The sequence below is a fragment of the Streptomyces triticagri genome, assembly GCF_003429565.1.
Lineage (GTDB): Bacteria > Actinomycetota > Actinomycetes > Streptomycetales > Streptomycetaceae > Streptomyces > Streptomyces triticagri.
The window spans coordinates 55,299-67,055 of record NZ_QUAK01000112.1 but is presented as its reverse complement, the minus strand read 5'-3'; the positions used below and the strand labels follow the sequence as shown (position 1 = coordinate 67,055).

9 protein-coding genes are annotated in these 11,757 nt (G+C 70.1%); 4 read left to right on the top strand and 5 right to left on the bottom strand.

What is annotated here, in order from left to right; genetic code table 11:
* From DY218_RS20735 to DY218_RS20720, 4 genes are all read left to right on the top strand, one after another.
* Window positions 1-3,466: multifunctional oxoglutarate decarboxylase/oxoglutarate dehydrogenase thiamine pyrophosphate-binding subunit/dihydrolipoyllysine-residue succinyltransferase subunit (locus DY218_RS20735; protein WP_128557596.1), on the top strand; the 3,466-nt coding region annotated here is incomplete at its 5' end.
* A 169-nt stretch (window positions 3,467-3,635) separates the two neighbouring features.
* Window positions 3,636-3,815, top strand: a complete 180-nt coding sequence (locus tag DY218_RS20730) for a DUF6104 family protein (RefSeq protein ID WP_128557595.1) — start codon at window positions 3,636-3,638, stop codon at window positions 3,813-3,815.
* Between the two features lie 337 nt (window positions 3,816-4,152).
* Window positions 4,153-5,022: a DUF4097 family beta strand repeat-containing protein gene (locus DY218_RS20725; RefSeq protein ID WP_128557594.1), complete on the top strand. Its 870-nt coding sequence runs from the start codon at window positions 4,153-4,155 to the stop codon at window positions 5,020-5,022.
* A gap of 1 nt (window position 5,023) precedes the next feature.
* Window positions 5,024-6,058 carry a PadR family transcriptional regulator gene (locus tag DY218_RS20720; RefSeq protein WP_128557593.1) on the top strand — a complete coding sequence of 345 codons (1,035 nt, stop codon included), beginning with the start codon at window positions 5,024-5,026 and terminating at the stop codon, window positions 6,056-6,058.
* 67 nt (window positions 6,059-6,125) lie between these two features.
* Here the strand turns inward: DY218_RS20720 and DY218_RS20715 are convergent, their stop codons facing one another.
* The 5 genes from DY218_RS20715 to DY218_RS20695 all read right to left on the bottom strand — a co-directional run bounded on the left by DY218_RS20715 (window position 6,126) and on the right by DY218_RS20695 (window position 11,350).
* Complete coding sequence (locus tag DY218_RS20715; RefSeq protein ID WP_128557592.1) at window positions 6,126-7,679, bottom strand: serine/threonine-protein kinase; 1,554 nt, start codon at window positions 7,677-7,679, stop codon at window positions 6,126-6,128.
* A gap of 187 nt (window positions 7,680-7,866) precedes the next feature.
* On the bottom strand, window positions 7,867-8,412 hold the full coding sequence (locus DY218_RS20710; RefSeq protein WP_128557606.1) for a Clp protease N-terminal domain-containing protein: 546 nt from the start codon (window positions 8,410-8,412) through the stop codon (window positions 7,867-7,869).
* Window positions 8,412-8,621, bottom strand: coding sequence for a helix-turn-helix domain-containing protein (locus DY218_RS20705; RefSeq protein ID WP_128557591.1), 210 nt, complete (start codon window positions 8,619-8,621; stop codon window positions 8,412-8,414). The genes DY218_RS20710 and DY218_RS20705 overlap by 1 nt, the downstream gene beginning before the upstream one ends.
* A 57-nt stretch (window positions 8,622-8,678) precedes the next feature.
* Window positions 8,679-9,641 carry a zinc-binding dehydrogenase gene (locus DY218_RS20700; RefSeq protein WP_128557590.1) on the bottom strand — a complete coding sequence of 321 codons (963 nt, stop codon included), beginning with the start codon at window positions 9,639-9,641 and terminating at the stop codon, window positions 8,679-8,681.
* A gap of 500 nt (window positions 9,642-10,141) precedes the next feature.
* Window positions 10,142-11,350, bottom strand: a complete 1,209-nt coding sequence (locus DY218_RS20695; RefSeq protein ID WP_128557589.1) for an NAD(P)-dependent malic enzyme — start codon at window positions 11,348-11,350, stop codon at window positions 10,142-10,144.
* Between the last annotated feature and the right edge of the window lie 407 nt (window positions 11,351-11,757).

Genomic DNA, 11,757 nt, shown 5'->3' with positions numbered 1-11,757 from the left:
GGCGAAGCCCGCCGCCGCGCCTGCCGCCAAGCCGGCCGTCGCCAAGCCGACCCCGGCCCAGCAGGAGCCCAAGTCCGAGCAGCCCGACGAGGCGCCCGCGGGCCCGGAGTTCCAGACGCTGCGCGGCCCGGCCGCCGCGGTCGCGAAGAACATGAACGCCTCCATCGAGGTCCCCACGGCGACGTCCGTGCGCGCGGTCCCGGTGAAGCTGCTCTTCGACAACCGCATCGTCATCAACAACCACCTCAAGCGCGCCCGCGGCGGGAAGATCTCCTTCACGCACCTCATCGGGTACGCGATGGTGCAGGCCATCAAGGCCATGCCGTCGATGAACCACTCCTTCGCCCAGAAGGACGGCAAGCCGACCCTGGTCAAGCCGGAGCACATCAACTTCGGTCTGGCCATCGACCTGGTGAAGCCGAACGGCGACCGTCAGCTGGTCGTCGCGGGCATCAAGAAGGCCGAGACGCTCAACTTCTTCGAGTTCTGGCAGGCCTACGAGGACATCGTCCGCCGGGCCCGCAACAACAAGCTGACGATGGAGGACTTCTCCGGAGTCACCGTCTCGCTGACCAACCCCGGCGGCCTCGGCACCGTCCACTCGGTGCCGCGTCTGATGCCCGGCCAGTCGGTCATCATGGGCGTCGGCTCGATGGACTACCCGGCCGAGTTCCAGGGCACCTCCCAGGACACCCTGAACAAGCTGGGCATCTCCAAGGTCATGACCCTGACCTCGACGTACGACCACCGCGTCATCCAGGGCGCCGCCTCCGGCGAGTTCCTGCGCATCGTGGCGAATCTGCTGCTCGGCGAGGACCGGTTCTACGACGAGATCTTCAAGGCCCTGCGCATTCCGTACGAGCCGGTCCGCTGGCTCAAGGACATCGACGCGAGCCACGACGACGACGTCACCAAGGCCGCCCGGGTCTTCGAGCTGATCCACTCCTACCGGCAGCGCGGCCACATCATGGCCGACACGGACCCGCTCGAGTACCGCCAGCGCAAGCACCCCGACCTCGACATCACCGAGCACGGGCTGACGCTGTGGGACCTGGAGCGCGAGTTCGCCGTCGGCGGCTTCGCCGGCAAGTCGATGATGAAGCTGCGCGACATCCTCGGCGTGCTCCGTGAGTCGTACTGCCGCACCACCGGCGTCGAGTTCATGCACATCCAGGACCCGAAGCAGCGGCAGTGGCTGCAGGACCGCATCGAGCGGCCGCGCGGCAAGCCGGAGCGCGAGGAGCAGCTGCGCATCCTGCGCCGGCTGAACGCCGCGGAAGCCTTCGAGACCTTCCTGCAGACCAAGTACGTGGGTCAGAAGCGGTTCTCGCTCGAGGGCGGCGAGTCCGTCATCCCGCTGCTCGACGCGGTCCTCGACTCGGCCGCCGAGTCCCGCCTGGACGAGGTCGTCGTGGGCATGGCCCACCGCGGCCGCCTGAACGTCCTGGCGAACATCGTCGGCAAGTCGTACGCGCAGATCTTCCGGGAGTTCGAGGGGAACCTCGACCCGAAGTCGATGCACGGCTCCGGCGACGTGAAGTACCACCTGGGCGCCGAGGGCACCTTCACCGGTCTGGACGGCGAGCAGATCAAGGTCTCGCTCACCGCGAACCCCTCGCACCTGGAGGCGGTCGACCCGGTCCTGGAGGGCGTCGTCCGCGCCAAGCAGGACATCATCGGCAAGGGCGGCACCGACTTCACCGTGCTGCCGATCGCCATCCACGGCGACGCGGCCTTCGCGGGCCAGGGCGTGGTGGCCGAGACGCTCAACATGTCGCAGCTGCGCGGCTACCGCACCGGCGGCACCGTGCACGTCGTCATCAACAACCAGGTCGGCTTCACGGCGGCGCCCGAGTCCTCGCGCTCCTCCATGTACTCGACCGACGTGGCCCGGATGATCGAGGCGCCGATCTTCCACGTGAACGGCGACGACCCCGAGGCCGTCGTGCGGATCGCCCGCCTCGCCTTCGAGTTCCGCCAGTCCTTCAACAAGGACGTGGTCATCGACCTCATCTGCTACCGCCGCCGCGGGCACAACGAGTCCGACAACCCGGCCTTCACGCAGCCCTTGATGTACGACCTGATCGACAAGAAGCGCTCGGTGCGCAAGCTCTACACCGAGTCCCTCATCGGTCGCGGCGACATCACCCTGGAAGAGGCCGAGCAGGCCCTGCAGGACTACCAGGGCCAGCTGGAGAAGGTCTTCACCGAGGTCCGCGAGGCCACCTCGCACGCCGCCCCGGCCGAAGTCCCGGGCGCCGAGGCCGAGTTCCCGGTGGCGGTGAACACGGCGGTCACCCAGGAGGTCGTCAAGCGCATCGCCGAGTCCCAGGTGAACATCCCCGACCGGGTCACCGTGCACCCGCGGCTGCTCCCGCAGCTGCAGCGCCGTGCGGCCATGGTCGAGGACGGCACCATCGACTGGGGCATGGGCGAGACCCTCGCCATCGGTTCGCTGCTCCTGGAGGGCACCCCGGTCCGGCTCTCCGGCCAGGACTCGCGGCGCGGCACCTTCGGTCAGCGGCACGCGGTCCTCATCGACCGCGAGACCGCGGACGACTACACGCCGCTGCTCTACCTCGCGGACGACCAGGCCCGGTACAACGTCTACGACTCGCTGCTCTCCGAGTACGCGGCGATGGGCTTCGAGTACGGCTACTCGCTCGCCCGTCCCGAGTCGCTGGTGATGTGGGAGGCGCAGTTCGGCGACTTCGTCAACGGCGCGCAGACCGTCGTCGACGAGTTCATCACCTCGGCCGAGCAGAAGTGGGGCCAGCACTCCGGTGTGACCCTGCTGCTTCCGCACGGCTACGAGGGCCAGGGCCCCGACCACTCATCGGCCCGCCCGGAGCGTTTCCTGCAGATGTGCGCGCAGGACAACATGACGGTCGCGATGCCGACCCTGCCGTCGAACTACTTCCACCTGCTGCGCTGGCAGGTGCACAACCCGCACCACAAGCCGCTGATCGTCTTCACCCCGAAGTCGATGCTGCGTCTGAAGGCCGCGTCCTCGAAGGCGGAGGAGTTCACCACGGGCGGCTTCCGCCCCGTGATCGGCGACGACTCGGTCGACCCGGCCGCGGTCCGCAAGGTCGTCTTCTGCGCCGGCAAGGTCTACTACGACCTGGACGCCGAGCGGCAGAAGCGCGGTGCCACGGACACGGCGATCATCCGCATCGAGCGCCTCTACCCGCTGCCGGGCAAGGAGCTCCAGGAGGAGATCGCCAAGTACCCGGACGCCGCGAAGTACCTGTGGGTGCAGGAGGAGCCGGCGAACCAGGGCGCCTGGCCGTTCATCGCGCTCAACCTGATCGACCACCTGGACCTGGCGGTCGGCGCCGACGTCCCGCACGACGAGCGGCTGCGGCGCATCTCGCGCCCGCACGGCTCGTCCCCGGCGGTCGGCTCGGCGAAGCGCCACCAGGCGGAGCAGGAGCAGCTGGTACGCGAGGTGTTCGAGGCGTAGCCCTCGGCAGGCCCGGTACAACGTCGACGGCCCGGCGCCCCTTCGGGGGGTGCCGGGCCGTCCACGTCGCGCCGGGCCTGCGGTGGCCTGCGCCTGCGCCCGGCTGCCTATGCTTTTCCCGTCCCCGGGACCGAACCCATCACCGCCTGAACCCGACGGAGCACCGAGCATGTACTTCACCGACCGTGGCATCGAGGAGCTGGAGAAGCGGCGCGGCGAGGAGGAGGTCACCTTCGAGTGGCTGGCCGAGCAGCTGCGCACGTTCGTCGACCTGAACCCCGACTTCGAGGTCCCGGTGGAACGCCTCGCCACCTGGCTGGCCCGCCTGGACGACGAGGACGAGGACTGATCCCCCTCCGCCCATCAGCACGACATCCTCCCCCTCGCCCTCACCCTCTTCCTTGATCCCGTCCGGCGTCCCTCTCAGCCCGTCTGGGGGTCCCCCCGGACGAAGTCTGGGGGAGTTTGAGGACATCTGTTTCAGCCCGTCCGGCGTTTGAGGACATCTTTTGTCAGCCTGTCCGGCCCTGAGGACAAGGCCCCCAGGGCCGGGGCCTGGAAATGGACCCCCACACCCCTGCCACCCGGCGAACGAGACATCCACCTTGACTAAGAGCTCACGCGATATATCGTGTGGGGAGGAGACGCGATATGGCGCGACTCCCGCCGACCCGGGAGGCCACCCCATGCCAAAGTCATCGTGGGACGTCACGGAGCCCCACAAACTCACCTTCGACGACCCCCTCACGGCCGTACACGTCCGCACCGTCCACGGCACGGTGAACGTCGTGGGCACCGACGAGGGCTCCACCCGCCTCGAGGTCTCGGAGATCGAGGGCCCACCGCTGCGCGTCACCCTCGAGGACGGCACCCTCACCGTCGCGTACGACGACCTCCCCTGGCAGGGCTTCCTCAAGTGGTTCGACCGCAAGGGCCACCGGCGCCGCGCGGTCGTCTCCCTCGCGGTCCCGGCCGCGACCCGCGTCGAGGTGGGCGTGGTCGGAGCGAGCGCCGTCGTCTCCGGCATCGAGGCGAAGACCACGGTCCGCGGCGTCAGCGGCGACTCCACGCTGCTGGGCATCGCCGGACCGGTCACGGCCGAGACGGTGTCGGGCAGCGTGGAGGCGCAGGCCGTGACGGGGAAGCTCCGGTTCAGTTCCGTGTCCGGCGGACTCACCGTCGTCGAAGGTTCGGGCCCGTCCGTACGCGCGGACTCCGTCAGCGGCCACATGATCGTCGACGTGGGCCCGGGCAGCGACCCGACGGACATCCAGCTGAACAACGTCTCCGGCGAGATCGCCGTCCGCCTCCCGCACCCCGCCGATGCGAAGGTCGAGGCGAACACGGCGAGCGGCACGGTCTCGAACTCCTTCGACGAGCTGCGCGTGGACGGCAATTGGGGCGCCAAGCGCGTCACCGGCCGGCTCGGCGCCGGCCGCGGCACCCTCAAGGCGAACACGGTCTCCGGCGCCATCGCCCTGCTCCACCGCCCCGCAGCGCCCGAGGGCGAGGACGAACCGCCGGCCGACACCCCGCCCACCGGAAAGGTGCTCTGACATGCCCCCTGTCTTCGCCCACGGGCGTCTGCGCCTCTACCTCCTCAAGCTCCTCGACGAGGCTCCTCGGCACGGGTACGAGGTGATCCGGCTCCTCGAGGAGCGCTTCCAGGGCCTCTACGCGCCGTCGGCGGGCACCGTGTACCCGCGGCTCGCCAAACTCGAGGCCGAGGGCCTGGTCACCCACACCTCGGAGGGTGGCCGCAAGGTCTACTCGATCACCGAGGCGGGCCGCGCCGAACTGGCCGCCCGCAGCGGCGAACTCGCCGACCTGGAGCTGGAGATCCGCGACTCGGTCGCCGAACTGGCCGCAGAGATCAGGGACGACGTACGGGGCGCGGCGGGCGATCTGCGCCGCGAGATGCGGGAGGCGGCCGGCGCGAGCCGCAACGGCACGGGCAAGTCCGGTGCTGGGCACGGAGGTTCGGGCAAGAGCGGCCAGTCCGGTGACGGCGATTCCTGGCGCGTCGCGAAGGAGGAGCTGCGCCGCGCGAAGCAGGAGTGGAAGGACCAGGCCCGCCGCGCGAAGGACGAGTCGCGCCGGGCGCGCGAGGACGCCAAGGAGGCTCGCAGGCAGGCGCAGGCCGCGCACGAGGAGGCGCGCGAGGAGATGCAGCGCATGGCCCGGCGGGTCCAGGAACAGGTCCAGGACCACTTCACGCGCGGCGACTGGCCGACGGGGCTGCGCGAGGGACTGACCGAACTCACGCGTGAGTTCGGGCGGTTCGGCCGGGGCGGTGGCGGCACGGGGGCCGCCTCCACGGGGGTCACGGTCGAGCGAGTCCCGGTGGACGAGACGGGCTCGGGTGACCCCGAATGGGCCCCGGAGGTGTCGGGCGGGGACCCCGCGCGTGACCTCGAGCGGTTGCTCGACCGCTTCCGGGACGAGGTACGGGACGCTGCGCGTGACCATGGGGTGAGCGAGGCACAACTACGCGCGGCACGCCGCCACTTGTCGACGGCGGCGGCCCACATCGCATCCACCCTGAGGTCTCCGACCTCAGACCCCTCGGACAAGCCAGACCCGTCCGACTGACCCAGCCCTCGCGGCACTTGAGAAGCGGGGCCAGGGCGGAGCCACTGTCGCCTCCTCATCGGCTCCGCTACTCGCACTCCGCGTCGAAGTCCGCCACGTCCGTCGTCAGCTCGCCGCCCTCGTACTCGACCTCCTCCCAGGCCGAGGTGGCCGTCTCCTTCTCCTTCACTTCGATCGTCGCCTGCCACGTACCGCACTCGGCGTCGGTCGATGTCTCCGCCGAGTGGACCTCGTCGGACCCCCGCTCGATCGTGGTCACCTCCTGGCGGTCCACCTCCTCCCACTCGCCGGAGTAATACGCGTCCTGGTGGAAGACGACCGTCACCTGCTGGGCCCACGGCGTGGCCGTCGGACAGTCCGGGGTGACGTCGACGTCGAAGCCGCCGAGAATCTTGTGTGGCCGGGCCTCGAAGTCCATCGAGCAGTCGGACGCGGGGGCGGTGTCCGACGGTGCGGGCTCGCCGCCCTCGGGCGCCTCTTCGGCAGGCTCGGGCGACTCGGTCGACGCATGCCCTGGGGCGGCGTCGTCGCTCGTCGAAGGCTCCACGCCGCCGGATTTCGCGGCATCGTGGTTCGAGGCGCCGCCCCACTGGCCGAGGCCGGCCTTGACGACGGCCAGCACGACCAGCACGGCGAGGAACCACCACAGACGCCGCCCGGCGGTACGTGGCCGGCGTACGACGGAGGCGGGTGCAGGAGGCGCGGCGGGCGGAGCCGCAGAGGCAGGGATCGGGGCCGGAGCCGGGAACCGGCGCGTGGGCGGCGGCTGCCGGACGGGGGCGGTGGACGCGGTCGCCATGGCCGGGGCCGCAGGTATGTGCCCGTCCAGCATGGCGATCAGCTCGGCGGCGGTCGGGCGCTGCGCCGGGTCCTTGGCCATGGCAGCCCGCAGCGGTCCGTCGAGGCCGGGCGGTACGCCGTCCAGATCGGGCTCGTCGTGCAGGATGCGGTAGATGACGGCGTCGGTGGGGCCAGTACCGAAGGGCGGCCGACCGGTGGCCGCGTGGGCGACGGTGGCCGCCCAGGCGAAGACGTCGGTGGCCGGTCCCGGGGTGCCCCGGATCTGTTCCGGCGCCATGTAGCCCGTCGTGCCGATGGTGGCACCGCTGTCGGTCAATATCGTGGAGGCGTCGGCGAGTTGGGCGATGCCGAAGTCGATGACCTTGATGACGCCCGCGCCCATGAGCACATTGGCAGGCTTCAGGTCCCGGTGGACGATCCCGGTGTCGTGGATGTCGTACAGGGCCACGGCCAGCGACCGTGCAAGCAGCCGCACCGTCCCGGAGCCGAGCGGGCCGGCGGCCATAATCTCGGACAACGTCGGCCCGTCGACGTACTCGGTGACGAGGTAGGGCCGCCCCTCGGCCGTCCCGGCGTCGACGACACGGACGGTGTGCAGTCCCTGCACCCGAAGCGCCGCAGCGATCTCCCGGCTGAACCGGGCCCGGAAGCCGGGATCGTCGGCGAGTTCGGGCCGCATCACCTTGACCGCCACCGGATGCGACAGATCCGGGTGGGTCGCGAGATGCACGACGCCCATCCCTCCGGCGCCGAGACGACGCTTCAGCGTGTAGCCGTGGAAGTCGACCTCATCGCTGGACGCCGGTTGGTCCCCTGACATGCTGTGTCCCCCCGCTGCGGCCTTGGTCGACCCAATACCGTACCGGCAGCGGAATCACGGCAGCGCGGGGGTCGCCGCACGGACGAGCTGTATGACCAGCCACGCGCCTGACCGCCGGTCAAAAGATGTCCTCAAACTCCCCCAGCCCGTCCGGGGCCCCCAGACGGGCTGGATTCACGGGCGCCCGTCAGCCCAGGACCCGGGTCACCGCGTCGTGGGACGCCCCGCGGTCCGCCAGGACGTCCCGAGGCACCCCGGGCCGGGCGGTCAGCGCCAACAGCACATGTTCGTCCCCGATGAACCGGTCGCCGCGACCGACCGCCACCTTCAGCGCCGTCTCCAGGACACCCTTGGACTCCCGGGCGAACGGCCGATGTCCACCGAACCGACGCCGCCCCCTGCGGGCCTTTCGGCCCGCGAGCGCACCCGCACCGTGCTCCTGCTCCGCCCGCGCCACGATCGCCTCGACATCGACCCCGAGCCCGGCCAGGGCCTCCGCATCGGCGTCCGAGACCCCGCCACGGCGTCGCGCCTCGGCCAAGTCCCGTTCCACCGCGTCCCGTTGCCCCGCGACGCCCAACGCCCGCAGGACGAACGCACCCTTCGTACCCTCCGCGTCGAGAAGCGCAAGCACCAGATGCTCGGCCGTGACGGTGGGGGCCTCGCGCAACTCGGCGTACAGCACAGCCCCTTCGACCACATCCCGGGCGCCCTGCGTGAATCGCTCGAACATCATCGCCTCCCGTACTTCTTGTGCACGGCCTGCCTGCTGATCCCGAGCTCGGCGGAGATCTCCTGCCACGACCAGCCCTGATTGCGCGCACTGCGCACCTGGACCGCCTCGAGCTGCTCGAGCAGCCGCCGCAACGCGGCAACCGCCCGCAGCCCGACCCGTGGATCGTGATCTCCGGCCCGCTCGGCGAGATCCGTCGCTTCGGTCATGATGTCAACTTACATTGACACCATCTCGCCGTCAACCCGGGTTGACAGTGTCGTCGCTCAGACCGTGAGTACGATCTTGCCGAACTGCCCGCCCGTCTCCATCCGTTCGAAGCCCTCGCGGGCGCGGTCGAGCGGCAGCACCTCGTCGATCACCGGCCGTACGCCCGTCGCCTCGCAGAACGACAGCAGATCCTCGAGCTCGTCCTTGGAGCCCATCGTCGAGCCGACGATCTTCAGCTCGAGGAAGAAGATGCGGGTCAGCTCGGCCTTGGAGGGCGCGTCGCCACTGGTCGCACCGGAGATCACCACGGTGCCGCCGGGCTTCAGGGACTTGATGGAGTGCGACCAGGTCGCGGCGCCCACCGTCTCGATCACCGCGTCCACCCGCTGCGGCAGCCGCGCACCGCTCTCCACCGCCTCGACGGCGCCCAGTTCGAGGGCCCGCTTGCGCTTCGCCTCCTCGCGGCTGGTGGCGAAGACCTTCAGGCCCGCCGCCTTGCCGAGCACGATCGCCGCCGTCGCCACGCCGCCGCCGGCGCCCTGCACCAGGACGGAGTCACCCGGGCGTACACCCGCGTTGGTGAACAGCATCCGGTACGCGGTGAGCCAGGCGGTCGGCAGACAGGCCGCCTCCTCGAAGGAGAGCCCGGCGGGCTTCGGCAGGACGTTCCAGGCCGGTACGGAGACCTGTTCGGCGAAGGTGCCCTGATAGCGCTCGGTCAGGATGGACCGCGGCTCGTCCGGCCCCACGCCGTGGCCGGTCTGGCCGATGACCGAGTGCAGCACGACCTCGTTGCCGTCGGCGTCCACGCCGGCGGCGTCGCAGCCGAGGATCATCGGGAGCTTGTCCTCGGCGAGGCCGACGCCGCGGAGCGACCAGAGGTCGTGGTGGTTGAGGGAGGCGGCACGGACGTCGACGGTCGTCCAGCCGGGCCGGTCACCGGGAGCGGGCCGCTCCCCCAACTCGAGCCCGCTCAGCGGCTGATCACGATCGGTACGAGAGGCATAGGCAGCGAACATGCGGCGACCATAGGCGGTGGCCCACGATCCGCGGTACAGGCCGACGGTGTGACCCCCGGCACGAGTCCGCACATACGACTCGACGTGACTCCGGCCCATCCGGCATCCTCCGCCGGTCCGGCATCCTCCGCCGGTCCGGCAACCTCCGCCGGTCCGGCAACCTCCGCCGGTCCGGCACCCTCCGCCGGTCCGGCATCCCCAGCCCGTGCGGCACCCTCCAGCCCGTCCGGCGATTGAGGACATCTTTCAGCCCGTCCGGCGATTGAGGACGAGGCCGCCAGGCCGACAAATCAAGCCCGTCCGGCGCTTGAGGACGAGGCCGCCAGGCCGATGCCTGGAACCGCAACGGCCCTGAACGGGCCTCGTCCTCAAACGCCGGACGGGCTGAGAGATGCCCTGAACGGGCAAAAGATGTCCTCAAACGCCGGACGGGCTGGGGATGCCGGACGACGGCCTGGGGATGCCGGACGGGCTGGAGGTGCCGGAAGGGCTCGAGGGCCCTACCGCCGCGCCACACCCTCCGCCCGAGCGGCAGCCGCAACCGCCGCAGTCACCGCAGGAGCAACCCGCTCATCGAACGGCGACGGAATGACGTACGACGCAGCCAGCTCGTCCCCGACGACCCCCGCAAGCGCCTCCGCCGCAGCGATCTTCATGCCCTCGGTGATCCGCGACGCCCGCACCTGCAGCGCACCCGCGAAGATCCCCGGGAAGGCGAGGACGTTGTTGATCTGGTTCGGGTAGTCGGAGCGCCCCGTAGCCACCACCGCCGCGTACTTGTGCGCGACATCGGGGTGGACCTCGGGATTCGGGTTGGCCATGGCGAACACAAAGGCGTTCGGCGCCATCGAGGCCACCGCCGGCTCCGGCACCGTACCGCCGGAGACACCGATGAACACGTCCGCACCGGACAGCGCGTCCTCGAGGGAGCCGGAGAGCCCCGCCCGGTTGGTGATCTCCGCGAGCTCCCGCTTGACCTCGGTGAGGTCCTCGCGGTCACGGCTGACGATGCCCTTGCGGTCGGTGACCGTCACGTCCCCGATACCGGCCTCGAGCAGGAACTTGGCGATGGCCACCCCGGCCGCACCCGCACCGGAGATCACCGCACGCAGATCTCCGAGCGTGCGCTCGGTCAGCTTGGCCGCATTGCGCAGCGCCGCGAGGGTGACCACCGCGGTGCCGTGCTGGTCGTCGTGGAAGACCGGGATGTCCAGGCGCTCCTGGAGCTTGCGCTCGATCTCGAAGCAGCGCGGCGCGGAGATGTCCTCGAGGTTCACGCCGCCGAAGGAGGGGGCGAGCCGCACCACGGTCTCGACGATCTCGTCCGCGTCGGTGGTCGCGAGCGCCACCGGCACCGCGTCGACCCCGCCGAACTGCTTGAACAGAATCGCCTTGCCCTCCATGACGGGGAGCGAGGCCTCGGGCCCGATGTCACCGAGTCCGAGCACCGCGGTGCCATCGGTGACGACGGCGACCACGCTGGACTTCCAGGTGTAGTCGTGGACCAGCTCCGGCTGGTCGGCGATGGCGCTGCACACCTTGGCCACGCCCGGTGTGTACGCGAGGGACAAGTCGTCCTTGTCCCGGACCGGCACCGTGGCCTGCACGGCCATCTTGCCGCCACGGTGCAGCGCGAAAGCCGGGTCGAAGGCCTCTTCCGGGCCGTCCGTACCGGCGTCGCTGCGAGGATTGACGATCTCCGCTGCCACTGTTGTCTGACCCCTTAAGTCTTTATCAATTGAGGGTGACCACTCCCTGGTTGAGGAGTGGGCGGGCACCGTGTCCGTGCCTTGTCTCGGCGGTTGGACCGCCTCCACAAGGGGAGGTACGGACACGCGGGCGCGCCGCACACGCGCCCTGAGCCCCGGATGAGGGGTGTAACCGTCTGTTCTACCGGATGGCACGGGGGGCCGACGAGTCGGATACTGATCGGTGAGATCCCTCATAGTCCGAAATCCGGACATTCAGCGCGGCGGTACGAACGCAGAGGCCGACGATACGAACGGCGCCGGAATCCGAGACGTATCGGAGAATCTCCGGTACCCCGGGTACTGATCGGGAGAAGGTGCACCCGAACTGGACAGGAACGGGCCGGATGACCCTTCCTGTTATCCAT

Excerpts from the sequence above, each read along its gene's own strand:
- DY218_RS20725 (WP_128557594.1), top strand. The coding sequence starts at position 4,153 with ATGCCAAAGTCATCGTGGGACGTCACGGAGCCCCACAAACTCACCTTC.
- DY218_RS20715 (WP_128557592.1), bottom strand. The coding sequence starts at position 7,679 with ATGTCAGGGGACCAACCGGCGTCCAGCGATGAGGTCGACTTCCACGGC.
- DY218_RS20700 (WP_128557590.1), bottom strand. The coding sequence starts at position 9,641 with ATGTTCGCTGCCTATGCCTCTCGTACCGATCGTGATCAGCCGCTGAGC.
- DY218_RS20705 (WP_128557591.1), bottom strand. The coding sequence starts at position 8,621 with ATGACCGAAGCGACGGATCTCGCCGAGCGGGCCGGAGATCACGATCCA.
- DY218_RS20720 (WP_128557593.1), top strand. The coding sequence starts at position 5,024 with ATGCCCCCTGTCTTCGCCCACGGGCGTCTGCGCCTCTACCTCCTCAAG.
- DY218_RS20710 (WP_128557606.1), bottom strand. The coding sequence starts at position 8,412 with ATGTTCGAGCGATTCACGCAGGGCGCCCGGGATGTGGTCGAAGGGGCT.
- DY218_RS20730 (WP_128557595.1), top strand. The coding sequence starts at position 3,636 with ATGTACTTCACCGACCGTGGCATCGAGGAGCTGGAGAAGCGGCGCGGC.